Here is a 23,810-nt window from a genome sequence, read left to right as displayed (position 1 = left end):
CTTGCTGCCGTAGTGAAGGCGGCGCATCCCTTTCGTGTTCTTACCGCCTGCTTGGCCAGTGGCGGTCACCTCCGCCTCCAATAGTTTGCCCGCCAAGCCGGCGTGCAGCTTTACTCCTGGAACGCGCTTCCGAGCGCGATGAATTTCCGCATGCCTAATTCGTTTGCAATGTCTCGCGCCTGGCTTATCGCCGTCCTCTTTTGCGGTTTGGCCCTGCTCGCCGCCCTGCCGGCTTATACCGCGCCACGGGAGTACCTGATTTCAGCGGCGCCGCAATGGGTGCTGCCGGTGACTTACCCTGCGCAGGGGACGGTGCCGCCTGAGCGGGTAGGTGAAGGCGTGCTTTATCTGCTCAGCGACCAACAGGTGCGGCTTGGCCCTCAAGCCAAGTCCAGCTATCGGCACTATGCCACGCGTGCGATGAACGCCAGCGGCCTGGACGGTGTGGCCAACATCAAGATCGGCTTCGATCCCGCTTACCAGACCTTGGTCTTGCATTCCATCAATGTCATTCGCGACAAGCAGGTGATCGGTAAGCTGGACAATGCGACCATCAATATATTGCAGCGCGAGACCGAATTGGAATACCAGATGTATGACGGTAGCAAAACCGCCAACATCTTTTTGAAGGACATTCGTGTCGGCGATATTGTCGAGTATGCCTTTTCCGTGAACGGCGATAACCCGGTATTCGGCGGTAAGGTATTCGGCGGCTTCGATCTGCAATGGACTGCGCCGGTTCAACGGCTGCATGCCCGCCTGCTCGTACCGTCGGGCCGTGAAATCAGCCTGAAAGCACGCAATACCGATCTCACGCCGCAAGTGCGCGAGATCGGCGATTTCCGCGAATATCTGTGGGATAGGAAAGACGTAGCGGCCTTGCTGGTCGATAAGAATGCACCTGGCTGGTTCGATCCCTATCCGATGGTGCAATGGGGCGAGTTCAAGGATTGGGCGTCCGTGGTGCAATGGGCGCTGCCGCTATACCGGCTTCCCGCGCAGCTCAGCCCCGCCTTGCAGGCCGAAGTCGACAAGATCGCCGCCGCGCATCCCGATGTGGCCGGCAGGATGATGGCGGTGCTGCGGTTCGTACAGGGTGAAATCCGCTACCTGGGTGTGGAGGTCGGCGCCGGCTCGCATGCGCCCAGCTCGCCCCTGCAAGTGTTGGAGCGTCGCTTTGGCGACTGCAAGGACAAGACCATGCTGACCATTGCCATGCTGGACGCCCTGGGCATCAAGGCGCGGCCAGCCTTGGTCAATACCCAGGCGCGGCGCGGCGCGGCATTGCCGGCTGGCAGCCATCGCCGGGGGCTTTCAACCATGTCCTGGTGGCGGTACGCTCGCAGGATGGCTCGAACTACTGGATGGATCCGACCCGCGCTACCCAGCACGGCAATCTGGCTAGCTTCTACCAACCCGACTTTGGTCTGGCCCTGCTGCTGGAGCCGGGATCGCGCGATTTGTTGCCCATGCACCCTCGCGGTGAGCTGCCGCACCAGCGGACGATCACTTCCGTGTTCGATGCCAAGGCCGGACCCGATCAGCCGGTGGGCTACACCGTCAAGACCCAGGTGCAGGGCGGCGGTGCGGAAAAGCTGCGCAATGAACTGGCTTCGCAGAACCGCGATGAATTGCAAAAGAACTACCTGAATTTTTACGCTCGCTTCTACCCGGGTATTACCGTAGCCGCGCCGCTCACCGTGGAAGACGATAAGCAAGCCAACCTGGTAACCGTTACCGAGCACTATCGCATTGCCGACTTTTGGACACGCAACAAACAGGCTGGCAGGCGCGAAGCGCAGATATATACCCCCGATATTCGGGAATACCTGCGCAAGCCGGATCAACTGATACGCAATGCTCCGCTGGCTTGGGCGTTTCCCATCGATATCGAGCAAATCAGCCGGGTGGAACTGCCGGTCGGCTGGAAGCTGGAAGCGGAAAACCACGTCGTGGAGGATCCGGCTTTCGAATATCGGCAGACGGTCAATGTGCAAGGCACCTTGGTGAGTATCTACGACCGTTTCCGTAGCCGCACCGACCATATCATGCCGGCCGATATGGCGCGGGTGAGCGCCAAGCTGGAAGTCGCCTTCGACTGGCTCGGCTATTCCTTGTATACAAATGAACAGGGCAAGCAGGTGGAGCGGGAGGCGCCTGCGCCGGCTGGCGGCAAGGTGCACTTCAATTGGACCATCGCCCTGCTTGGCTTGATGTTGACGGGAGTGTGGATCGCGCTTGCCATCATGCTGTATCGCTACGACCCACCGGCCAAGCCTGGCCAGGCTACCGGGCCGGGCGAGAAAATCGGCGGTTGGCTGGTACTGGTTGCCATTGGCGTGTCGTTTAATCCATTCCGGGCATTGAAGGAGCTTTTCGAAATGCTGCCGGTGTATTCCTTGGACTCCTGGGCCGCTATCACCAGCCTGGATGGTGCCGCCTACCACCCGCTATGGGCGCCGACCCTGCTGTTCGCCTTGGCGGCGCAGCTTGCACAGGTCGTCTTTACCGTATTGACCGCCGTACTGTTCTTCCAGAAACGTCGTCTCTTGCCAAGGGTCTATATCGGCCTTGGGGTAGGGTCGCTGCTGAGCGCGCTTATCTGCGTGATCGGCCTTTCCGCCATCCCGGGCGCCGAGAATGACGCCAAGGAATGGGCGCGAGCACTGCCGATCGTCACCATGCAGATCCTGGTATGGGGTGCTTATTTCCTACGCTCCAAGCGTGTGGCCAGGACCTTTGTCCATATCAATGAGACGGCGGCCACCCGGAGAAGGCCGGGAACGCCGCTGCCAGAGTCCGCGGGCTCTGACGCTTGAGACGCGAGTGGGTCAACTGGCGAGCCAGGTAAATTCGTCTACGGTGTAGTGGTATTTCAGTGGTTCTAAGCTGCCTGAAGGCAGCAATACTACACCGGAGGATGGAATGAAAGCCCCAATCGATAAGCTCTTGTTTTCTGTCATGCTGGCGGCTGCTTGTAGCGGTGTTGCACACGCCGCCCAGTTGCCGCTCCAGCGGGCGAAGTTGTTACTACCACCCTGCGATTCCTGGCAAAGTGGTCAGGTCTATACCGCCGGACAATACGTGCTGCATAGCAATCAAGCCTGGCGCGCCAAATGGTGGACCCGCAATGAAGCGCCGGGCGGTAACGCCGTATGGGAGGCGCGTCCGGCCGGTGAATGTACGCCTGGCAACGGAGGCGGGGAGGGCGGCAGCGTACCGACGCGGGCGCAGGTCAGGGCGGATGAGCAGGCCAAGACTGCCAGCGCCGTGTTTCAAAGCGTGAGAGCCTCGGTGCGAACGCTGGACAACGCCAGCGTCGAAGCCGTTCGACCGGGCAGAAGCGACAATCCCGCCAATGTTCGGCGGGTCGAACGCATTCTGGCCGCGACCGATTGGGAGGTATTGTTTCCGCAGCGCCATGCCAGCTACAGCTACGCCAATTTCCTGCAAGCCATCGCCAAATTCCCCGCCGTCTGCGGCGATCAAGCCGGCGGTCGCGACGCCGATGCCATCTGCCGCAAGACGCTGGCCACCCAATTCGCCCATTTCGCCCAGGAAACCGGCGCACACGATCCCTCGTCCGCCATTCCACAGTGGCGGCAAGGTCTGTACTACCTGCGGGAAGCCGGTTGCAGCGAGGACGGGGCGGCTTGTACCTACAATGCCGAGTGCGCGCCCGGCACCTGGCAGGGGCAGACCTGGCCCTGCGGCAAGCAAGCGGATGGCAGTTGGAAGAAATACTTCGGCCGGGGAGCCAAGCAGCTCTCGTACAACTATAACTACGGGCCATTTTCGGATGCGATGTACGGCACGGTCCGCACCCTGCTGGATAACCCTGAACGGGTAGCCGATAGCTGGCTCAACCTGGCCTCCGCGGTGTTCTTCTTCGTCTACCCGCAACCGCCCAAACCTTCCATGCTGCATATCGTCGATGGTAGCTGGCAAGCCAATGCAGCCGATCGGGCCGCCGGCATTTCGGCTGGATACGGCGCCACCATCCATATCATCAACGGCGGGATAGAGTGCGGCCATGGCTACGATAAACCGCAGGCGCTGAACCGCATCGCCTATTACCGGGAGATGGCCGCTTATCTGGGCGTGCCGATCGCCGCCGGCGAAGTGCTGAACTGCGCCGGCATGCAGCCTTTTCCGGCTGCCGGAGCGGGCGCCTTGCAGATCTATTGGGAGCAGGATTGGAGTTGGGGATCGAACTGGCCGGATGGGCGCAGTTATGCCTGCAAGCTGGTCGGCTATCAGACGCCCTATAGCGCGCTCAAGGCCGGCGACTATGAGAAGTGCGTGGAGAAGTACTTCGATATTGTCCTGCAATAGCGGAAGCGGGCGAGGGGGCGCCGCCCAAGTCGGTGCCCCGTCCACCCCGCGATTTCAAACGGATCTGCCACCACGACCGGGGTCGTTCGCCGCGACGAGATGGGTCATGTCCCTGAACATTCGCTGCCCCGAGCCGCCGAGAACACTTGCTCCGCCCCTTGCGTCATCCTCGCCTATCGGGTCGAGCTCGCGGGCGCTGCCGCCATTGTCCAAAGGCTCCCGCTTCCGCTCGATCGCGTTGTCTTGCGCGTCATCCTCCGATGCCGTGGAACCGGGCTTGTCCAAGTCAATGCCCGTTTGATCGTAATCCGAATCCATATAAGGTGTCCTTTCCTTTTAGGCCCTGCAAGGCGCCGTGGCGGTACCGATTGTGTGGATCGCCAGAGGCGGCCGGTCCGTACGGCCTTGAGGGAAGGGCAAAAGGCGTGCCTGTCCGGCGACGCGATATCCGGGCCAAGCCGGTCATGTTGGCGACCCTTTGCTGTAGGTTTTACGGGCCTCCGCCAACGCCGTTACCGATAGTCACCCGCTACCTACGGGTGCGTTCTGGCGGTGGGAGGCGATTGCATCTACAGTTATTGTCCAGCCGCCGACGCGCAGATGGTCCACCCAGCATGCAGGAGGAACCCAAAAATGACCGAACAATTGGATCTGACGCTGACCCGTGATCTCGATATATCGCCCGCCTTGGTATGGAAGGCCTGGACCGATCCGGAGCAGTTGCTGAAATGGTTTACGCCCGACCCCTGGCGCACGGTGGAATGCGACATCGATTTGCGTCCGGGCGGACGGTTCCGCACCGTGATGCGCTCGCCCGAAGGGCAGGACTTTCCCAACCAGGGCTGCTACCTGGAAATCGTCGAGAATCGCAAACTGGTCTGGACCAATGCCTTGGAGCCGGGCTTTCGTCCGGCCCTGCCGCCGGCGTCCGGGCACTGCGGCCATTTTCTCTTTACCGCCGTCCTTTCGCTGGAGCCCTTGGGCAGTGGTACCCGCTACAGTGTGCGATTGCTGCATGGCGATGAAGCCGGCCGCAAGGAGCATGAGGAAATGGGCTTTCACGATGGCTGGAACAAGGCACTCGACCAGTTGGTGGCAAGGGTGCGGGGTTAAGCCGCGAAGAGGCGTTCCCGACAGGGAGTCCACTGCCGCAGCCGGCCATGCCGTTGAAGATTGGATCGTCACACTCTTTTGCAAAGGCAATTACATCCTTTATGATGCGGCGCCTATTTCTGCTACGCATTGGAAACCATGATGACAATCGACTGGCTGGCCCTGGCTGATATTATCGAAGCGGCACAACAGGCTATCTGTTCCGCCGCGGTGGATTTTGAAACGGATGAACTGAATTGGCTGTACGACAACGTCGACGAGGTAAGGTCCGCCCTGCTGACCTTCAATGACGAGATGGCCGAATTGGATTACCCGTTGCGCTATATGCGGGCCACGATAGATGGGATGACCAATATTTTCCTGGTGGATCAAGCCCACTTCCGCGCCCATCGGCCCGATGCCGAACTACTTGGCTAACGTTCCGGGATCGTAGGGTTGCGGCGCAAACGGCACGCAAAAAAATCGGTGGCCGAAGCCACCGATGTCAACGTTTGAGGAAGCCGTAATTTAACCATTTGGCTAATCCGAGCTATTGGATAAATGCCGCGGACCCAGGTATATAAACACGCCGTCGCCCAATTCGATGCCATGGCGAATTGGGCGGCGTTGGAAGCCCTGCTTCGGCAGGTATATCCGGTCCGGTGGACAAGAGAGTGCGATGATCAGCGAACTGCAAGTGGAAGATATACGGGAGGGCGAGGGCAAGGCGGTCGTCAAGGGCGCCTTGATCACCACGCAATACCTGGGCCTGCTGGAAGATGGCAGCAAGTTCGACTCGTCCTATGATCGCGGCAAGCCTTTTCAGTGCGTGATCGGCACCGGTCGCGTGATCAAGGGTTGGGATATTGGCTTGATGGGCATGAAGGTTGGCGGCAAACGCAAACTCATGGTGCCTGCCCACCTTGCTTACGGCGAAAGACAAGTCGGTGCCCATATCAAGCCGAATGCCGATCTGATTTTCGAGATCGAGCTGTTGGAAGTGTTGACGCGGGACGACTGATTAATAAGTGCCGCTTCTTCCCCAGTGCCGTCATTTCGGGCAAAAACCCCCAAGCTTGGCTAGGCTGGCGTAAGACGGCGCTTATGTGGGAAGGGAAGGCTATGGCACAATGCCGGCCTATGCAGACGGCCAAGACTCCAAAAACAAAAAACCCAGCACGAGGCTGGGTTGTTTGTGGAGCTTATGCGGCATTGTCGGCAAACCGCCCGACAAACTACATACGCCCTTGCTGTATTGGTGCCCAAGAGAAGACTCGAACTTCCACGACCTTGCGATCGCTAGGACCTGAACCTAGTGCGTCTACCAATTCCGCCACCTGGGCTTCGAACTTCGCTGCATGATACGCAGCAGCGCGTCGAGAGATGCGCATTATAGAGAGTGAACGATTTATGTCAACCAGTAAAGAAAAAAAACCCGGAAAACCGGCCAAACTACCCAAGGCTGCATTGAAGCTGCGCCAGGCGGATCCCTTTTATGAACAGGAAGTTGGCAAGTACGAGATGCCGCTTCCCAGCCGCAGCTACATTCTGCAGATATTGACCGAGCGCGGCGCGCCCATGTACCCGGACGAGTTGGTGGAGCTGTTTTCCATCCAGCCGCACGAGGCCGAATTCTTCACCCGCCGTTTGAACGCCATGGCGCGGGAAGGCGAGGTGGTGATCAACCGCAAGGGCGTTATCTGCATCGCCGATAAGCTCGACCTGATCAAGGGCCGCGTGCAAGGCCACCCGGATGGATTCGGATTCGTGGTGCCGGACGATGGATCGTCCGATCTATTTATCGGGCCCAAGGAAATGCACAAGGTGATGCATCGCGACCGCGTGATGGTGCGCGAGATCGGCGTGGATCGCCGCGGCCGCCGCGAGGGCAAGATCGTCGAAGTGCTGGAGCATGTGAACACGAGGCTGGTCGGCCGGCTGGTGGTGGAGCGCGGCGTGCGTTTTGTGCGGGCGGAGGAGAAGCGCATCAGCCAGGAGATCCTGGTGTCGCCGGAAGGCAGCCTGGAGGCCGAACCGGGCCAGGTGGTGTCGGTCGAGATGATCACCCAGCCGAGCAAGTACGGCCAGCCGATTGGCCGCATCGTCGAGGTATTGGGTAACTACGCCGATCCCGGCATGGAAATCGAAATCGCTTTGCGCAAGCACGATCTGCCGCATGTGTTCTCGCCCGAGGCGGAGAGCCAGGCGGGCAAGACGCCGCAAAAGGTGACCAAGAAGGACTGGAAGACACCGGAAGGTCTCAAGCGCGTGGATTTGCGCGAAATGCCCCTGGTGACCATAGACGGTGAAACCGCCCGGGACTTCGATGACGCCGTCTATGCCGAGCGGCAGGGCAAGGGTTGGCGCCTGGTGGTCGCCATCGCCGACGTCAGCCATTATGTGCGGCCCCGCGATGCGCTGGATGCCACCGGTTACGAGCGCGGCAACTCGGTCTATTTTCCGCGCCGCGTCATACCGATGTTGCCGGAACAGATTTCCAACGGTATCTGCTCGTTGAATCCGGATGTGGAACGCTGCTGCATGGTCTGCGATATGCAGGTCGATGCCGACGGCCAAGTGGTCAAGTACACGTTCTACCCGGCGGTGATGCTGTCCAAGGCGCGCTTTACCTATACCGAGGTGGCCGAGATACTGAAGCAACCCAAGGGCAAAGCCGCCAAGGAGCGCAAGGCCCTGCTGCCGCATCTGCTCGATCTCCAGGCGCTGTTCCAAGCTCAGCTCAAGGCGCGTGGCCAACGCGGCGCCATCGAGTTCGAGACGACCGAAACGCAGATGATCTTCAACGAGACCGGCAAGATCGAGCGGATCGACCCGGTTCGGCGCAACGACGCCCATCGCCTGATCGAAGAATGCATGCTGGCCGCCAATGTCTGCGCCGCCGATTTCCTCGGCAGCCATCAGCACACGGCTTTGTACCGCATCCACGAAGGTCCGACCGAGCGCAAGCTGGAAAATCTGCGCAAGTTCCTGAACGAGCGCGGTTTGTCCCTGGGCGGTGGAGATTCGCCGCAAGCCGGCGACTACGCGCGGCTGATGGAACAGGTCAAGGCCTGGCCGGATGTCGGCCTGATGCAGACCATGCTGTTGCGATCCATGCAGCAGGCGGTCTACAGCCCGGAACGCCTGGGCCACTTTGGCCTGGCCTATGACGCATACACCCACTTCACCTCGCCGATCCGGCGCTACCCGGACTTGCTGGTGCATCGCGCCATCAAGGCGGTGCTGACCAAGACAACCTATAGCCCGGGCAAGTGGGATGAGATCGGCGCACATTGCTCGCAGACCGAGCGGCGCGCCGACGAAGCGACCCGCGATGTGGAAAACTGGCTGAAGTGCTATTTCGTACGCGACCGCATTGGCGAGGTATTCGACGGCGTGGTGTCGGCGGTCACCAGCTTCGGTTTGTTCGTCCAGCTCGAAGGTTTGTTCGTGGAAGGCCTGGTCCATATCTCGGAGCTGGGGACCGATTATTTCCAATACAACGAGGCCAGCCACACCTTGCGCGGCGAACGCAGCGGCAAGGTATATGGCTTGACCGACAAACTGACCATTCGCGTGGCGCGGGTCGATCTCGAAACCAGCAAGATCGATTTTGCCTTGTTCGACAAGGCCCGCGAAAAATCGGCTGCGAATGCGCAACAGGCATCCGCGCCCGAGGGCCGGGGCAAGCGCAAGAAATCCGGCACGCCTGATATCGCCCAGCCCGTTGTGGCGGCGGCGCCTGCGCCGGATGAGGCCAAGCCGGCCAAGACCCGCAAGGCGGCCAAGCCGGCGCTCCCGGCCGTTGCGCCGGCACCTGTCGAACCGGCGGCGCCAAAACCCCGTGCGGCGGTGAAGGGGAAAGCCGTGGCGGCGGCCGAAACGGCGCCACCGGCCCCGGCCAAGAAGCCGGCCCGCAAAACGGGGGGTCACAAAGCGGCGGCCAACCCGCCGGTCGTGGTCGAGCAGCCAAAGCCGGCGGCGCGTCCCGCCCAAGCCAAGCCGGCAGCGGCCAAGCCTGTCGCGGCCAAGGCCACTGCGGCGCCGGCGGTCAAGCGGGCGCCGCAAGTCGCTGCCTTGCTCCAGCCCAAGCGAGTGGAAGGGGCCGCGACGTTCGAATCGCCGCTGGATAAGGTGGCCAACCAGTTCAGCATTCAGCCCGAGCCCAAACGAGCCGCTCGCTCGGTCGCCAAGCTGACCTCCAAATCGGCTGCCGACCTGACTGCGCAAACGGCAGCCCGGGCGATGGCCATCAGTAGATCCGAAGAAGTGCCGGCACCGCCGGTTGCCAAAAAACGGCCCGCTGCAGCCGAACCGGCTGATGTCGCGAAGACCAGGACGGTAGCGGCGAAACCGGCGGCGGAGAAGAAAGCGGGGACGGCGCCGAAGAAACCGGCGGCCGAGAAAAAACCGGCGGCGAAGCCGAAAAAGGCCAAGGAATAAGCGGGCCTGGCATGTGAATAATCCGCCGGCCTCCACCGGCATGGCGATCTTGCGCTGAGGCTGGCTATGGCGTCTCTTGCCTGGACTGATCTGGATGCTTATGCCTGGTTGGACACGCCCGTCTGGGTGTACGACCCGGCCAGCCGGCGCTTCGCCTGGGCCAATGCGGCGGCCGCGTCACTATGGTCCGCCGAGAATCCCGCCACCTTGCAGGCGCGCGATATGTCGGTGTGGGCGGAGGGTGCGGCGCCACTGTTGAGCGAGCTGCGCGAGCAGATTGCCAGCCAGGGCAGGGCGCGGGCCGACTGGCGTCTGGACTGGGCCGACAAATCCATCGATGTGGTGCTGGCCGCGGTGCCGATCGTGATGCCACACGGTGGAGCAGGTCTGTGCTGCCATGCCCAGCGGCAGGATGCCGCGCGCATCGACCCGGCCGCCATGCGCGGGGTCGAAGCCGTGCTGCATTTTTCGCTGGCGGTGATGATGTTCGATATGGAAGGCCGGATACTGATGCGGAATCCGGCCGCTTTGCGTGCTTTTCCGCAATTGGACTTGCAGATGGGCACTTTCTTCAACGCCTTGCTCGATGATCCGTTTGAATCGCGGCGGATCTGGCAGGCAGCGATGGAATACGGCGCCGATCAGGGCGAGCGGCGATTCACCGCGAAGCCGACCCCGCGTTGGTATGCTTATAGCCTGCACCGTGTCATGGACCCCGTCAGCAACGAGGTGGCCATGCTGTTGACCGCCCAGGATGTAACGGAGCGGATGCAGTCGGAGCAGAAGTTCAAGGTGCTGTTCGAACAGTCGGCCAATCCCATGCTGCTGTACGACCCGCACAGCCACCGCGTGATCGATTGCAACCGCGCCGCGTCGCAGGCGATGCGGCTGGCGACCCGCAACCAGTTGATCGATACCGACCCGACCCGTTTCTTTCCGGTCAGGCAGCCGGACGGCAGCGATTCGCTGCAACAGGCCGCCGAAGCGGCCGAGCGGGCGATCAAACTGGGCTGGCATCGCTACGAGTGGCAGTATTTGCGCGCGGACGGCACCGAGTTCCTGGTGGAGATCACGCTCTCGCCGGTGACCGTGGGGGATAGTCAATTACTGCTGGCAATCTGGTACGACATGTCCTTCCGCAAGCTGATCGAGCGGCAGATGCTGGAAGCCAAGGAGGAGGCGGAGGCGGCCAATCGGGCCAAGAGCCAGTTCCTCGCCAATATGAGCCATGAGATACGGACGCCGCTCAATGCCATTGTCGGCATGACCGGCCTGTTGCTGGATGGCGATCTGGCCGAAAGCCAGCGGCAATGGCTGGAAATGGTACGGTTTTCATCGGAAAGCCTGGTGGAGCTGGTGGGCGATATCCTGGACTTCTCGCGCATAGAAGCGGGCAAGCTCAGCATCGAAGTCCGCGCCTTTGACTTTCGCGCCATGGTGGCCCGTACCTGTGAACTGCTGCGTTTTAACGCCGAGGATAAGGGGCTGGTGCTCAGCCTCAGCATGGAACCCACCTTGCCGCGCTGGGTGGAGGCCGACGAAGGCCGCCTAAGGCAGGTGCTGGTCAATCTGCTGGGCAATGCGGTCAAGTTTACCGAGCAAGGGCGGGTCGGCCTGCATCTGCGCTGCGCGCGCGAGGAGGGCGGCGTGGCTTGGGTGGAAGTGACCGTGCGCGATACCGGCATCGGCATCGAACCGGAGAAGCTGGGCAGTATCTTCGATGCCTTTGCCCAGGCAGATGACAGCATCAGTCGCCGCTATGGCGGCAGCGGTCTGGGCCTGACCATTTCGCGCCGGCTGATTCGCGCGATGGGCGGCGAAATGTCGGTGCGGAGCACCTTGGGGCGAGGGAGCGTATTCAATTTCAAGGTGCCGCTCAAGCTGGCAGAGGCCGGAGCGGAGCCCGAGATACGCCCCGACGGTGTCGCGACCGCACTGCGCATCCTGCTGGCGGAAGACAATCTGCTGAATCAAAAGCTGGCGTGTGCCTTGCTGGAGCGCGATGGTCACCAGGTCAGGCTGGCGCGGCATGGCGGCGCGGCGGTGGACCATTTCGTCAATGAAACCTTCGACCTGATCCTGATGGATATGCAGATGCCGGAAATGGACGGGCTGGCCGCCACGCGTGCCATCCGTGCGCTCGAAGGCGATATCCATCTACCCATTATCGCCATGACAGCCAATGCGCTGCCGGAGGACCGTGAGCGATGCCTGGCGGCGGGCATGGACGATTTCCTCTCCAAGCCCATTTCGCTGGCCAAGCTGCGTGCCGTGCTGGCACGCGTCGCGAACCTGCGGGATGCGGTGGCGCCGATGAGCGTCGAGAAGGCCGCTATGCCGTTCGACCGCGAAACGGCACTGGCAAGCTGCGGCGGCAATGCCGCCCTGCTGGCCGAGATGCTGAACCTGTTCCGTGCGGAATGGCCGGCGCGGCGGGCCGGGCTCGAAGCCGCCTTGGTAGCGGAAGACCTGCTGACCTTACAGCAGGAAACGCATACGCTAAGGGGGAGTCTCGGCGCGCTTGCCGCCTCGATCGCGGCGGCCGAAGCCTTGCGGGTCGAGCTGGCCGCCAGGCGAGGCGAGTTGGATCGACAGTCCTACGCCGCCTTGTTGGCTGCCATGGGTGACTGCTTGGCAGCGATGGCGGTCCAGGGCGATGCTTAGGTTTCGCTAACCAATCCCGCGCAGCAGGGCATCGATCTTGCTGCGATATTCATTGCTGATATCGGTCAGCTTCATCCCGGTACGGAACTCCCCCATCGAACCGACCAGCGACGAGAAGATCGGTTTGCCTTCGACCTCCACGTAAGACACGCTGATATGCATGGCGTCGGGGATCTGCATGATGATGCGATAGGTGATATGAGGGAACAATTGTTCCTTGCAAAACAGCGAGATACCCTTTTGCGCCACTTCGGTGGCGTGGCTTTGGATAATATGGTCCGGCCGGTTGAGCGGGATCACCGCCGCTTTCCAGCGAACCAATCTACGACCCGATGTGCGTTGGTCGAACATGCGCTGGCCTTTGCTTGTCTTGTATTAAGTTGAATTCTAAGCGATGGGCGAGGTGCTCGATAGGCGAGCAATGCAAGTGAGCTTCGCTTGTTCCACTGCGGCCGAAGCGGGAACGTCGCATAATCCTGCTTTGGCCGCTGATTTAATGCGCAAACGAGCGCTAGCGAGGCTCCCTCGCGGCGGCGAGGGCGGGGGGAGTGGGATAAAACAGCGAGGGATCGTTGATTTCTCACTGACCTCGAACACCCGGCTTTGCCGGGTGGTGAGCTGTGGTTCGAGAACCCGCAATATTTCAGTGTGTCCCTTTTGCGCTGCCTGCATAGCGGGCCGGTAGTGCCATGCTATGCTCGGACGCAGGTATATCTGGAGAAAAAAGTATGTATTTTGTGGATCGTTCGATTGCCGTTATCAAGCCCAAGAAGCCTTTTCTCGAGTGGCTCAATAGTTTGCCCGAGAACGAAGTGACCCTTAGCCTCGACGATATCCGCAGTGATTGCACAGTGTTGATGATTCCCGAGGTGAATGAGCAGGAAGACGGTATTGCCTATATCGACGATATGGCCGACAAGGTTTTCGAAATGGAACTGGCGTCCTGGGCGCAGGATAGCAAGCTGTGGCCGAAGAGCCGCAACCTGAAGACCTTCTGGGATTGGTTCGATGTCGAAATCCATACCGTGCTGATGGATAGCGTGGACCAGGACATTCACAACAGCCCCACTACCGATCACGGTCTGCACTGATTCACCACGGGTTCAGGCGGCACCGGAGAGACTGCTCGTCGTTCGGGCGCAGGTTTTGCCCGTGCCACCGTTGGAGCGCCTCCCCCCCCGGCGCTCGACGGGGGAATCTTGTCAGCTTTCATATTCAAATTGCAGAAGAGGAAAACCATGAAGCGAATCCCGCTCCTGATCGCATCCGCCCTGTTGGCCGGTCAAGCCTTCGCCGCCGAGACGATTCAATACAATATCGTCGGCCTGCAGGCAGAAGCGCGCCGCGAAGTGCCGAACGACCTGGCCCAGGCTTCGCTCTATGTCGAGTTCAGCGACGCCAGTGCCGCGATCCTGGCCGACAAGCTCAATCGCGCTACCGCCGAGGCGATCAAGATTGCCAAGACCTATCCGGCGGTCAAGGTTTCGTCCGGCAGCAATGGCGTTTATCCCATCTACAACAACAAGAACAAGGCCGAAGGCTGGCGCGGCCGCTCCGATATCCGGCTGGAATCCACCGATTTCAAGGCGGCGGCGGAACTGATCGGCAAGCTGCAAGCCAATATGCAATTGGCTGGTGTCAGCTTTGGCGTAGCGCCGGCTACCCGCGAACGGGTGGAGACCGAGTTGATCGACGAAGCGGTCAAGGCGTTTCGCGGCCGCGCGGAAGTGGTACGCAAGAGCGTTGGCGGCGGCAGCTACAAGCTGGTCAACCTAAGCGTCAATAGCGGCGGTTATGCGCCGCAACCGCCCATGCTGATGAAGGCAATGCGCGGCGGCATGGCGGCTGAAATGGCGCCGCCGCCGATGGAAGCGGGCGACAGCCAGGTGCAGGTGGGCGTGTCGGGTACGATCGAAATCCAGTAAGCGTGATATCGGCAAGTCGTCATGGCTTGCCGGATGCTGGTAGACGGAGCGGCAAATGCCGCTCTGTCACATTCTGGAGTACGGATTGAAAGCCGCTCCACAATTGCTGCTGCAATTACGCCCTTCGAATCTGGAACGCCTTGGCGTGGGCGCGCTGCATCTGCTGGCGCTACCGATGCCGAGGTTGGCCAGCCTGCCACTGGCGGCACAACTGCTCCTCGGCTGCGCCGTGCTGCTGTCGGCGCTATGGCGGCTGCGTTCCTGTCGGCGCGAGCTGCCCAGCCATGCCTGGCTATTGGCGGATGGCAGTTGGGCCTTGCGGCTCGGCGACGAGGATTTCGCCGCGCTACTGATGCCCACCTTCCATTGCACCCCGCATCTGCTGGTGCTGACACTTGCCCTAACCGATGACCGTCGCATACGCCTGGTGCTGTGGCCGGACAGCGCCGCACCGGCCGAACTGCGGCGCTTGCGGGCCTGGCTGCGCTGGGGCGCACGGGTTCAGGCGCATTCCGGTCTACTCGCCCCTGGCGGCTAGGATGGTCGGGACGGCCGTCCCCAGCGTGGCCGGGTAATCGCGGCTGAAGTGCAGGCCGCGGCTTTCATGGCGCAATTGGGCCGAACGTACGATCAAGTCCGCCGTATCGACGAGGTTGCGCAGCTCGATCAGATCGTTGCTGACACGGAAATTGCGATAGAACTCGTCGATTTCACTGCGTAGCAAGGCGATGCGATGGGCGGCCCGCTCCAGTCGCTTATCGGTGCGGACGATGCCGACGTAGTCCCACATAAAACGCCGCAATTCATCCCAGTTGTGCGCAATCACCACTTCCTCGTCCGCATCGCTCACGCGGCTGGCATCCCAGGCCGGTACCGGAATCCGTTGGACCGGTGCCGCCGACAGGATGGCCTGCGCCGCCGCGCGACCCAGTACCAGGGCTTCCAGCAAGGAATTGCTGGCCAGGCGATTGGCGCCGTGCAGGCCCGTACAGGCGGTTTCGCCGATGGCGTAGAGATTGGCCACGTCGGTGCGGCCGGCCAGGTCGGTCAGCAGTCCGCCGCAGGTGTAATGCGCGGCCGGTACGACCGGAATGGGTTGGCGGGTGATATCGATGCCCAGTTCCAGGCAGCGCTGGTGGATATTGGGGAAATGCTCGCGGATGAATTCGGCCGGCTGGTGGCTGATGTCCAGGTAGACACAGTCGAGACCGTATTTTTTCATCTCGAAGTCGATCGCCCGGGCCGTGATATCGCGCGGCGCCAGTTCGGCCCGCTCATCGTGCGCCGGCATGAATCGGCTGCCGTCCGGCAATTTGAGCAGGCCGCCTTCGCCGCGAACGGCTTCCGAGATCAGGAAGCTCATCGCATGCGGGTGATAAAGGCAGGTGGGATGGAACTGGATGAATTCCATATTGGCCACCCGGCAGCCGGCGCGCCAACCCATGGCAATGCCGTCGCCGGTGGCGGTGTCGGGGTTGGTGGTATAGAGATAGACCTTGCCGGCGCCGCCGGTGGCCAGCACGGTGTGGTCGGCCAGCAGGGTTTGCACTTGGCCGCTGCGCTTGTCCAGCACGTAGGCGCCCAGGCAGCCCGAGTCGGGGTGGCCCAGCTTCTTGCCGACGATCAGGTCCAGGCCGATATGCTCTTCCAGCAAATGGATATTGGGATGCGCCGCGACCTTGGCCGCCAGGGTCGCCACCACGGCGGCGCCGGTCGCATCGGCGGCGTGGATGATGCGCCGATGCGAGTGGCCGCCCTCGCGAGTCAGGTGGAAGCCGGTTTCATGCGCCGCATCGGGGGTGAAGGGAACGCCCAGCTCGATCAACCACTCGATCGCCTCGCGAGCCCGGTCCAGGATGAAGCGCGTGGCCGCTTCGTCGCAGAGCCCGGCGCCCGCGATCAAGGTGTCGCGCACATGCTCGTCGATGCTGTCGGTCTGGTCGAGCACGGCGGCGATCCCGCCCTGTGCCCATTGACTGGCGCCGTCGGTGAGCGTGCGTTTGGTAACCAGTGCGATCTTGCGCGTTTCTGCGAGCTGCAAGGCCAAGGTCATGCCGGCCAGGCCGCTGCCCAGTATCAATACGTCGTAATGTTGCATGGGAAAGGATCTAGGGGACGGGTGCCGCCTACTATACCAAGGGCGGCCCCGGATCAGTGCGAATGGTTATCATGCGTGCGTAGGTGCGCCGTACGGTGCCGAGGGCATCGTCCCAGGGATCCTGGGGAAAATTGCAAAAGATCCGTGCATTCCCGAAAAATCTTGCATCAGTACATGCTTAGAATGACCAAGGTGTTTGTTTTTACGAACGGCAAGCCCTCGGCTTGCCGTTTTCGGCATTGCCGTCGATCCGGACAACATCGCATTTCTCACCCTGAACAGGACGATTCATGAATACCAAGACGGTAACTTATGAATATCACCACCTCGGTATCCCTACCACTCAAAAAAGGGAGGGCGAAAGATATAGCCCAACATTCAAAATGTACACATCGGGCGGCGAGGACAGTGAATTTCGTGTGCAATATCATCGCTTTGATGACGATTGCCCTTTGCACCTGATACTGAAAACGGTTCCCCATGTCGCGTTCAAGGTGAGCAACCTGGACGAGGCGATAAATGGGAAAAATGTCGTGCTGGGACCATACTGTCCATTTGAAGGATTTAGAGTGGCAGCCATCATTGACGAAAATAGCGGCGCGCCGATCGAGTTCGTCGAGACGAATTTAAGCGAAGAAGACATCTGGATGAAACCGAAGGGGAATTCGGTTATTTATCCGGAGGAAAAACAGTAGCCTTTCCCGGCCTGGGCCGCCTTGCGGATCGAGTTGTGGACGCCACCACCATCGCCGCGCCCGGCTCGGTCAAGCACCGGCGCGAAGGGCGAGACCCCGGGATGCACCGGGCCAGGAGAGGGAGCGAGTGGCGTTTGGCGATGCCGGCGCTGCGGCGCGCGGGATAAATTTTCAGTTGGACCAAAAATAGTTTGAACTTTCCTGAAACCGGCCGGTCTTTGACCTGTTACCCGCAAGGGAAGAGAGCGGAAAGGCCCACTTCAGATGGAATCCATTACACTTCAGCCCGTAGACTTGCTTGATGCCTGGGGGGCCGAGCGAACAAAAACGCGCGCAACGGCACGGACCCGTGAAAAAATCCCGGCCCGCCCGCATGTGTCCCCGGTTGAGGCGGCAATGCCGCAGGTGGTCGCCAATAGCCAGGGGAAAACAGTAGCTATGTCGAGTGAGCGGGACATCGACCACGAATTGGTACTGCGCGTGCAGAGCGGCGACAAGAAGGCGTTCGAGCTGCTCGTAGCCAAGTACCATCGCAAGGTCGGACGCTTGTTGAGTCGCATGATACGCGACCAGGCCGAGATCGAAGACGTGACGCAGGAAGCCTTTATCAAGGCCTACCGCGCGCTGCCGGCTTTCCGTGGCGAAAGCGCGTTCTACACTTGGCTGTACCGTATCGCGATCAACACCGCGAAGAACTATCTTGCTTCGCTCAAACGTCGGCCCTTGCTGTCGACCGAGTACGAAGATGAAGATGGTGATACCCTCGATACCGCATCGCAGTTGCCGGATATGAATACGCCGGAAACCGAGTTGATGAACCGGCAAATCGTCAGGACGGTGAACCAAGCGGTAGATGCGTTGCCTGAAGAGTTACGTACCGCGATAACGCTGCGTGAGATGGATGGCCTATCGTATGAAGATATCGCCGCGATGATGAATTGTCCGATCGGGACAGTGCGTTCGCGGATTTTTCGGGCACGTGAAGCGATTGCGACACGGCTACGGCCGATGATCGAATCAGCTGGCAAAGACCGGCGTTGGTAAAAACCTACAGGGCAGATGGGTGCTGAACATGCAGGAAAAACTCTCGGCATTGATGGACGGCGAGTGGGATGACCATGAGCTTGCGGAGCTGATCGCTTCTATCGACGAAGACGACGCCTGCGCGGAGTCTTGGCACGAATACCACTTGATTGGCGACGCGATGCATGGTCGGCCAGTCCTTTCCGACAACTTCCTTGCCAATTTCTCGGCCCGGCTGGAAGCCGAACCGACGATCTTGGCGCCTAATGCAATGAAGCAGAGCGCGATCCGACGAGACGTGGTTCGGCAGGGTGCCTCCATGTTCCATATGCGGCCCCATAAACGCTGGGTTGCCTTTTCCATGGCAGCCTCCGTTGCCCTGGTCAGTGCCACTGCCTGGTATGTGGGCAATGGGACGGGTGTCGTCGCCGCGCCGCAGGCGCAGTTCGCCGCCAACCAGGCCATCAAGCCGGCGGTCGATGAGGTCAATCCGTACCTGGTCGCGCATCAGGCCTTGCTGGGCAACCCTGGCTTCAACCATCGTGCAGTCGTCCTGACCGGGGCGGAGGCTGAACGTGGCACCGCGCGCCATTGATATTCGTGCCGCTACCGCCGTGCGACGCGTAAGGCCTGCCATGAGACTGCGATCGGGCTTGTGCGGCCTGCTGCTGCTGGCTGCTTCGGCGCATGCCGCGGATTTGATGACGACCAATGAGTCGGCGAATCTGCTGAAGAAAATGGGCGTGGCTGCCAGGTCGCTCAATTACAGCGGCGTGTATTTTTATCAGCACGCCGATGTGATGGAGACTTTCCGGCTGGTGCATCAATTCGATGCGGCCGGCGAGCAGGAAAGGCGCGAGTCGCTGGATGGCCTGCCGCGAGAGTTCGTGCGCAACAACGACCAGATCGTCGGCTATGTGCCTGATCTAAAGCCGTTTACCCTGGACAGGCGTGCCGCCAACAAATTCTTTCCTGGCGTCATCCCCGACCAAGCCGTCGACGTATTGAATAACTACAATTTCAAGCGCCTGAATATCGAACGGGTAGCTGGCCATGACTGTCAGTCCATCCTGTTGGAGCCCAAGGATAGGCTGCGCCATCCACATAAGCTGTGCGTGGAACCGAACTCCGGCCTGATGCTGAAGAGCACCATGTACGGGCCGGAACACGGTGAAGTGCTGGAGCATTTTTCCTTTACCCAGCTCGATATCGGCGGCCAGATCGAAAAGCGCTTGCTGAAGTCGGTATTGGCGTCGCGCGCCCTGCCGGCCGATCCACCGCGTCCCTCCGCCGGTCTGGCGCCGGCCGTCGCAATGGCGCAATTCGACACCGTCAATCTCCCCAGCGGTTTTAGGCTGATCAAGGAAACGCGCAGCCAGTTGCCCGGCAAACAGCTGCCCGTGCTGCATTATCTCTACAGCGATGGCATGGCGACGGTCTCGGTCTTTATCGAGCCGGCCGGCAATGGTCCGGTCAGCCTGCCGCTGACGCAGGGCAAGAGCAACTTCAACTTCTTCTCGCGCCAGGCCGATGGGTGGCGTATCACGGCCCTGGGAGAAGTGCCCTTGCGCACCGTCCAGCTGTTCTCCCTGGCTTTTTCGCCCCGATAGTTCGTTGAAATGAACCGTTGGTCGGCGCTTTCGGCATGTCCGTCGCAGGTGAGGTCCCTAAGGGAACTCATGTGTCGGGGCGTGCTCGAAATAGCGAACTCAAGCGGCCGCTATTGTGGTGGCCGCGATTGCGTCTCCCCTTTCTCCGTCAACTAAAAAAAGGATAGCTTGTATGAAACACAGCCTGTTGACCGCTTTGTTATTTGCTTGCGGTTTAACCGCCTGTACCGAAGCCGCCGCCGTGGAAACGCCCTCCAAGGTAGCTGCCCTGGCGCCGGCGGTGGCCGCCACCGCCGCGCCCCTGGTTGCCGGCCTGCCGGACTTCAGCGCCCTGGTCGACAGGGAAGGGCGTGCTGTCGTCAATATCAGCACTACCCAGACCATACGGGCCAACCGCAACCAGATGCCCGAATTCGGCGAAGACGATCCGTTCGAATTCTTCCGTCGCTTCGGCCTCCCCGTACCGCCCGGCGGACAGCAGCAACGGCCTGGGCCGCAGCGTGACGAAACAGCCAAATCGCTGGGCTCCGGCTTTATCTTCGATGCCGATGGCTATGTCCTGACCAATGCCCACGTGGTGGCCAACGCCGACGAGATTACCGTCAAGCTGATCGACAAGCGCGAGTTCAAGGCCAAGGTCATCGGCGCGGATGCCCGTACCGATGTGGCGGTGCTGAAGATCGAAGCCAAGGGTTTGCCCGTGGTGGACCTGGGGTCCAGCGAAAAACTCAAGGTCGGTGAATGGGTGGTGGCAATCGGCTCGCCTTTCGGCCTGGATAACTCGGTCACTGCCGGTATCGTCAGCGGCAAGGGCCGTAACCTGCCAGACGAGAACTTCGTTCCCTTTATCCAGACCGATGCCGCGGTAAACCCGGGCAATTCGGGTGGCCCGCTGTTCAATGTGCGCGGCGAAGTGGTCGGCATCAATTCGCAGATATTCAGCCGTTCCGGCGGCTATATGGGCTTGTCCTTCGCGATTCCCATCGATACCGCCATGCAGATCGTCAACCAGCTCAAAAGCCATGGCAAGGTAACGCGCGGCCGCATGGGCGTGACCATCCAGCCCCTGACCGATGACCTGGCGCGCGATTTCGGATTGAAATCCGGCAAAGGCGCGCTGATCAACAATGTCGAGGCGGATGCCCCCGCGGGTAAAGCCGGTATCAAGGCGGGTGACGTGATCCTCAAGTTCAACGGTGTCGAGATCGGCGACGGGGCCGACCTGCAGCGCACCGTGGGTGCGACCAAGCCCGGCGCCAGCGTGCCGGTCGAGATCTGGCGCGACAAGGCTGCCAAGACCCTGACCGTAACGGTAGTCGAGCTTGAGCAGGCCGCTGACGGACGTTCCGCGCAACGTGAGCGGAAAGCCGACAGGAAGAGCGAGGCGGGCGCCAAATCCGGTTTGGCCGTGCGCGAAGCCGATCCGCGCCTGCTGCGGCAACTGGGCCTGAAATTCGGGCTGCAGGTTGTCGACGTCAATGGCCCCGCGGCGCGGGCCGGTATCCAGCCAGGCGATGTGATCGTGGGTATCGCCGGGGAAGACGTGAAGTCCCTGGCGCACCTGGACGGTGTGCTGTCCGCCGCCAAGGCGGGTAGTTCGGTGGCATTGCGGATCCGTCGCGGCGAAGCGGCCATGTTCGTCAGCCTGAAGCTGGGCGACAAGTCCGAGAAATCCAGTGACTGAACTCGCACTGCTCACCCTCTACGGGCGTGAATATTGCGGGTTGTGCCAGCAGATGCGGGAGGAATTGCGTCTGCTGGCGCCGGATCTGCATCTCGATATCGTCTGGTTCGATATCGACGATAGCGACGCCGCCGAAGAGAAATATGACCGGATGGTGCCTGTCCTGACGGGCGATCAGGACGAGATCATCTGCTTCTATCACCTCAATCGAATGGCGCTGGATGCTTATCTGGCCCGAATCCGGTAAAATCACTTGAAATTCAACGTGGGCACGTAGCAACGTGCCCATTTTTCATGCCGCCTTACCTTGATTGGTGTCCCGGCCGCTAAGGCTCGAAGTCTATGAATCACATCCGCAATTTCTCCATCATCGCCCATATCGACCACGGCAAATCCACGCTGGCAGACCGATTTATCCAGTTCTGCGGTGGCCTGGAGCTGCGCGAGATGAGTGAGCAGGTTCTTGACTCGATGGATATCGAGAAGGAACGCGGCATCACCATCAAGGCCCAGACCGCGGCGCTGCATTACAAGGCGCGCGACGGGCAGATCTACAACCTCAATCTGATCGATACCCCGGTCACGTCGACTTCAGCTACGAAGTAAGCCGCAGCCTGGCCGCTTGCGAAGGCGCGCTGCTGGTCGTGGATGCCTCGCAAGGCGTCGAAGCGCAGACGGTGGCGAACTGCTATACCGCGTTGGAACAAGGCGTGGAAGTGGTCGCGGTGCTGAACAAGATCGACTTGCCGGCAGCCGAGCCCGACCGGGTGATCGCCGAGATCGAGGATATCGTCGGTATCGAGGCGACCGATGCGGTGCGTGCTTCGGCCAAGAACGGTATCGGCATCGAGGATATCCTCGAAGCCGTGATTGCCAAGATCCCCGCGCCGGGCGGCAATCCCGACGGTCCGCTCAAGGCGCTGATCATCGATTCCTGGTTCGACAACTATGTCGGCGTGGTGATGCTTGTCCGGGTGGTGGATGGCCAGGTCAAGCCCAAGGACAAATTGCTGTTCATGTCCACCAAGGCGCAGCATCTATGCGAACAGGTCGGCGTGTTCACGCCCAAGTCGGTACAGCGCGATGCGCTGCGTGCCGGGGAGGTGGGCTTTATCATCGCCGGGATCAAGGACATCGCCTCCGCCAAGGTGGGCGACACCATTACCCTGGTCAAGCCGGCCGCCGAAGAGCCGCTGCCAGGCTTCAAGGAAGTAAAGTCGCAGGTTTTCGCCGGGCTCTACCCGGTCGAATCGCACGATTACGATTCGCTGCGCGACTCCCTCGAAAAGCTCAAGCTCAACGACGCCTCCCTGCATTTCGAGCCGGAAGTCTCGCAAGCGCTGGGTTTTGGTTTCCGTTGCGGTTTCCTCGGCTTGCTGCATCTGGAGATCGTGCAGGAACGTCTGGAACGCGAATTCGACATGGACCTGATCACCACGGCACCCACCGTGGTCTACCAGGTCCTGATGCGTGATGGGGATCTGATCGAAATCGAGAATCCGTCGCGCCTGCCCGACCTGGGCAAGATCGAGGAGATACGCGAGCCCATCATCACCGCCACCATTCTGATGCCGCAGGAATACGTCGGCGCGGTCATGACGCTGTGTAATCTCAAGCGTGGCAACCAACGCAATATGCAATACATGGGCCGGCAAGTGATGCTGACCTATGACATGCCCATGGCCGAAGTGGTGATGGACTTCTTCGACCGCCTCAAGTCGGTATCGCGTGGCTATGCTTCGCTCGATTACGACTTCAAGGAGTTCCGTGCCGACGATCTGGTCAAGCTCGATGTGCTGGTCAATAGCGAACGGGTGGATGCCCTCAGCTTGATCGTGCACCGTGCCACCAGCCATTATCGCGGTCGCGAGCTGGTTTCGAAGATGCGCGAGCTGATTCCGCGCCAAATGTTCGACATCGCCATCCAGGCAGCCATCGGCGCCCAGATCATCGCCCGCGAAACGGTCAAGGCGGTACGCAAGGATGTGCTGGCCAAGTGTTATGGCGGCGATATCTCGCGTAAGCGCAAACTGCTCGACAAGCAAAAGGCTGGTAAAAAACGGATGAAACAAGTAGGTAATGTCGAAATTCCGCAAGAGGCTTTCCTGGCCATCCTGCAGGTAAGCGATAAGTAAATGAATCGCGCGGTTTGGTGTTTCGAACGCATCAAACCGCGTTTCGTCTTTTCAGCATCCCTGGCGGTCCTTGTTCCCGTTAGGCTGCAAGCTCCACGTAACTACT

The 23,810-nt window shown here is 60.7% G+C and carries 20 protein-coding genes, 1 tRNA gene and 1 pseudogene; 18 read left to right on the top strand and 4 right to left on the bottom strand.

All coding sequences use genetic code 11. The features are described 5' to 3' along the window. The first annotated feature begins 150 nt into the window (after window positions 1-150). From FNU76_RS03855 to FNU76_RS03845, 3 genes are all read left to right on the top strand, one after another. Window positions 151-1,650 (top strand): DUF3857 domain-containing transglutaminase family protein, encoded by a 1,500-nt coding sequence (locus tag FNU76_RS03855; RefSeq protein ID WP_179958336.1) that lies wholly within the window; start codon window positions 151-153, stop codon window positions 1,648-1,650. A gap of 398 nt (window positions 1,651-2,048) precedes the next feature. Continuing rightward, window positions 2,049-2,819: a DUF2569 domain-containing protein gene (locus FNU76_RS24350; RefSeq protein WP_308418636.1), complete on the top strand. Its 771-nt coding sequence runs from the start codon at window positions 2,049-2,051 to the stop codon at window positions 2,817-2,819. Window positions 2,820-2,925: 106 nt separating this feature from the next. Beyond that, entirely contained in the window at window positions 2,926-4,335 is a 1,410-nt protein-coding gene (locus FNU76_RS03845; RefSeq protein WP_223879212.1) for a glycoside hydrolase family 19 protein, read from the top strand. Between the two features lie 54 nt (window positions 4,336-4,389). Here FNU76_RS03845 and FNU76_RS03840 read toward each other — a convergent pair whose 3' ends face one another. Beyond that, the gene (locus tag FNU76_RS03840) at window positions 4,390-4,653 is read right to left on the bottom strand and encodes a hypothetical protein (RefSeq protein ID WP_143856477.1); all 264 of its coding nucleotides are present in this window, start codon (window positions 4,651-4,653) and stop codon (window positions 4,390-4,392) included. A gap of 315 nt (window positions 4,654-4,968) precedes the next feature. Between FNU76_RS03840 and FNU76_RS03835 the strand changes: the two genes are divergently transcribed. From FNU76_RS03835 to FNU76_RS03825, 3 genes are all read left to right on the top strand, one after another. After that, a complete protein-coding gene (locus tag FNU76_RS03835) occupies window positions 4,969-5,448 on the top strand; it encodes an SRPBCC family protein (RefSeq protein WP_179958335.1) in 480 nt (159 codons plus the stop codon). Between the two features lie 138 nt (window positions 5,449-5,586). After that, a complete protein-coding gene (locus tag FNU76_RS03830) occupies window positions 5,587-5,865 on the top strand; it encodes a hypothetical protein (protein WP_143856475.1) in 279 nt (92 codons plus the stop codon). A 241-nt stretch (window positions 5,866-6,106) separates the two neighbouring features. Further along, the gene (locus tag FNU76_RS03825) at window positions 6,107-6,448 is read left to right on the top strand and encodes an FKBP-type peptidyl-prolyl cis-trans isomerase (protein WP_143856474.1); all 342 of its coding nucleotides are present in this window, start codon (window positions 6,107-6,109) and stop codon (window positions 6,446-6,448) included. A gap of 235 nt (window positions 6,449-6,683) precedes the next feature. On the opposite strand, the gene FNU76_RS03820 is transcribed toward FNU76_RS03825, so the two are convergent. Further along, window positions 6,684-6,770: transfer RNA gene (locus tag FNU76_RS03820), tRNA-Leu, on the bottom strand. A gap of 67 nt (window positions 6,771-6,837) precedes the next feature. Here FNU76_RS03820 and rnr point away from each other — a divergent pair. Continuing rightward, window positions 6,838-9,870 (top strand): ribonuclease R, encoded by a 3,033-nt coding sequence (gene rnr / locus FNU76_RS03815; protein ID WP_223879211.1) that lies wholly within the window; start codon window positions 6,838-6,840, stop codon window positions 9,868-9,870. Window positions 9,871-9,936: 66 nt separating this feature from the next. Beyond that, a complete protein-coding gene (locus tag FNU76_RS03810) occupies window positions 9,937-12,534 on the top strand; it encodes an ATP-binding protein (RefSeq protein ID WP_143856473.1) in 2,598 nt (865 codons plus the stop codon). Between the two features lie 6 nt (window positions 12,535-12,540). Here the strand turns inward: FNU76_RS03810 and FNU76_RS03805 are convergent, their stop codons facing one another. Then, the gene (locus FNU76_RS03805) at window positions 12,541-12,885 is read right to left on the bottom strand and encodes a hypothetical protein (RefSeq protein ID WP_143856472.1); all 345 of its coding nucleotides are present in this window, start codon (window positions 12,883-12,885) and stop codon (window positions 12,541-12,543) included. Window positions 12,886-13,262: 377 nt separating this feature from the next. Between FNU76_RS03805 and FNU76_RS03800 the strand changes: the two genes are divergently transcribed. From FNU76_RS03800 to FNU76_RS03790, 3 genes are all read left to right on the top strand, one after another. Next, window positions 13,263-13,625 (top strand): hypothetical protein, encoded by a 363-nt coding sequence (locus FNU76_RS03800; RefSeq protein ID WP_143856471.1) that lies wholly within the window; start codon window positions 13,263-13,265, stop codon window positions 13,623-13,625. 147 nt (window positions 13,626-13,772) lie between these two features. Beyond that, the gene (locus FNU76_RS03795) at window positions 13,773-14,459 is read left to right on the top strand and encodes an SIMPL domain-containing protein (protein WP_143856470.1); all 687 of its coding nucleotides are present in this window, start codon (window positions 13,773-13,775) and stop codon (window positions 14,457-14,459) included. A gap of 85 nt (window positions 14,460-14,544) precedes the next feature. Continuing rightward, entirely contained in the window at window positions 14,545-14,997 is a 453-nt protein-coding gene (locus FNU76_RS03790) for a protein YgfX (protein WP_143856469.1), read from the top strand. Here FNU76_RS03790 and nadB read toward each other — a convergent pair. After that, entirely contained in the window at window positions 14,977-16,557 is a 1,581-nt protein-coding gene (gene nadB, locus FNU76_RS03785; RefSeq protein ID WP_143856468.1) for an L-aspartate oxidase, read from the bottom strand. The genes FNU76_RS03790 and nadB overlap by 21 nt on opposite strands. 290 nt (window positions 16,558-16,847) lie before the next feature. On the opposite strand from nadB, the gene FNU76_RS03780 reads away from it, so the two are divergent. The 7 genes and pseudogenes from FNU76_RS03780 to lepA all read left to right on the top strand — a co-directional run bounded on the left by FNU76_RS03780 (window position 16,848) and on the right by lepA (window position 23,704). After that, window positions 16,848-17,252: a hypothetical protein gene (locus FNU76_RS03780; RefSeq protein WP_143856467.1), complete on the top strand. Its 405-nt coding sequence runs from the start codon at window positions 16,848-16,850 to the stop codon at window positions 17,250-17,252. Window positions 17,253-17,690: 438 nt separating this feature from the next. Then, window positions 17,691-18,296: an RNA polymerase sigma factor RpoE gene (gene rpoE, locus FNU76_RS03775; protein WP_144280568.1), complete on the top strand. Its 606-nt coding sequence runs from the start codon at window positions 17,691-17,693 to the stop codon at window positions 18,294-18,296. Window positions 18,297-18,324: 28 nt separating this feature from the next. Then, window positions 18,325-18,870, top strand: coding sequence for a sigma-E factor negative regulatory protein (locus tag FNU76_RS03770; protein ID WP_143856466.1), 546 nt, complete (start codon window positions 18,325-18,327; stop codon window positions 18,868-18,870). A 40-nt stretch (window positions 18,871-18,910) separates the two neighbouring features. Beyond that, window positions 18,911-19,885: a MucB/RseB C-terminal domain-containing protein gene (locus FNU76_RS03765; protein WP_143856465.1), complete on the top strand. Its 975-nt coding sequence runs from the start codon at window positions 18,911-18,913 to the stop codon at window positions 19,883-19,885. A gap of 172 nt (window positions 19,886-20,057) precedes the next feature. Beyond that, on the top strand, window positions 20,058-21,569 hold the full coding sequence (locus FNU76_RS03760; protein ID WP_143856464.1) for a DegQ family serine endoprotease: 1,512 nt from the start codon (window positions 20,058-20,060) through the stop codon (window positions 21,567-21,569). Next, window positions 21,562-21,816: a glutaredoxin family protein gene (locus FNU76_RS03755; protein ID WP_223879210.1), complete on the top strand. Its 255-nt coding sequence runs from the start codon at window positions 21,562-21,564 to the stop codon at window positions 21,814-21,816. The genes FNU76_RS03760 and FNU76_RS03755 overlap by 8 nt, the downstream gene beginning before the upstream one ends. Before the next feature lie 95 nt (window positions 21,817-21,911). After that, window positions 21,912-23,704, top strand: a pseudogene (lepA, locus tag FNU76_RS03750) (translation elongation factor 4). Window positions 23,705-23,810: the final 106 nt, after the last annotated feature.

This window comes from Chitinimonas arctica, assembly GCF_007431345.1.
In the GTDB taxonomy this organism is placed as follows: Bacteria; Pseudomonadota; Gammaproteobacteria; order Burkholderiales; family Chitinimonadaceae; genus Chitinimonas; species Chitinimonas arctica.
The sequence above is the reverse complement of the archived record's forward strand: the minus strand, read 5'-3'. Positions and strand labels throughout refer to the sequence as shown.

Coding starts and splice junctions, on each gene's coding strand:
- FNU76_RS03835 (WP_179958335.1), top strand. CDS start 4,969: ATGACCGAACAATTGGATCTGACGCTGACCCGTGATCTCGATATATCG.
- FNU76_RS03760 (WP_143856464.1), top strand. CDS start 20,058: ATGAAACACAGCCTGTTGACCGCTTTGTTATTTGCTTGCGGTTTAACC.
- FNU76_RS03780 (WP_143856467.1), top strand. CDS start 16,848: ATGAATACCAAGACGGTAACTTATGAATATCACCACCTCGGTATCCCT.
- FNU76_RS03795 (WP_143856470.1), top strand. CDS start 13,773: ATGAAGCGAATCCCGCTCCTGATCGCATCCGCCCTGTTGGCCGGTCAA.
- FNU76_RS03825 (WP_143856474.1), top strand. CDS start 6,107: ATGATCAGCGAACTGCAAGTGGAAGATATACGGGAGGGCGAGGGCAAG.
- FNU76_RS03855 (WP_179958336.1), top strand. CDS start 151: ATGCCTAATTCGTTTGCAATGTCTCGCGCCTGGCTTATCGCCGTCCTC.
- FNU76_RS03830 (WP_143856475.1), top strand. CDS start 5,587: ATGATGACAATCGACTGGCTGGCCCTGGCTGATATTATCGAAGCGGCA.
- FNU76_RS03810 (WP_143856473.1), top strand. CDS start 9,937: ATGGCGTCTCTTGCCTGGACTGATCTGGATGCTTATGCCTGGTTGGAC.
- rpoE (WP_144280568.1), top strand. CDS start 17,691: ATGTCGAGTGAGCGGGACATCGACCACGAATTGGTACTGCGCGTGCAG.
- FNU76_RS03770 (WP_143856466.1), top strand. CDS start 18,325: ATGCAGGAAAAACTCTCGGCATTGATGGACGGCGAGTGGGATGACCAT.
- FNU76_RS03840 (WP_143856477.1), bottom strand. CDS start 4,653: ATGGATTCGGATTACGATCAAACGGGCATTGACTTGGACAAGCCCGGT.
- FNU76_RS24350 (WP_308418636.1), top strand. CDS start 2,049: ATGCCGGCCGATATGGCGCGGGTGAGCGCCAAGCTGGAAGTCGCCTTC.
- rnr (WP_223879211.1), top strand. CDS start 6,838: ATGTCAACCAGTAAAGAAAAAAAACCCGGAAAACCGGCCAAACTACCC.
- FNU76_RS03845 (WP_223879212.1), top strand. CDS start 2,926: ATGAAAGCCCCAATCGATAAGCTCTTGTTTTCTGTCATGCTGGCGGCT.
- nadB (WP_143856468.1), bottom strand. CDS start 16,557: ATGCAACATTACGACGTATTGATACTGGGCAGCGGCCTGGCCGGCATG.
- FNU76_RS03805 (WP_143856472.1), bottom strand. CDS start 12,885: ATGTTCGACCAACGCACATCGGGTCGTAGATTGGTTCGCTGGAAAGCG.
- FNU76_RS03765 (WP_143856465.1), top strand. CDS start 18,911: ATGAGACTGCGATCGGGCTTGTGCGGCCTGCTGCTGCTGGCTGCTTCG.
- FNU76_RS03800 (WP_143856471.1), top strand. CDS start 13,263: ATGTATTTTGTGGATCGTTCGATTGCCGTTATCAAGCCCAAGAAGCCT.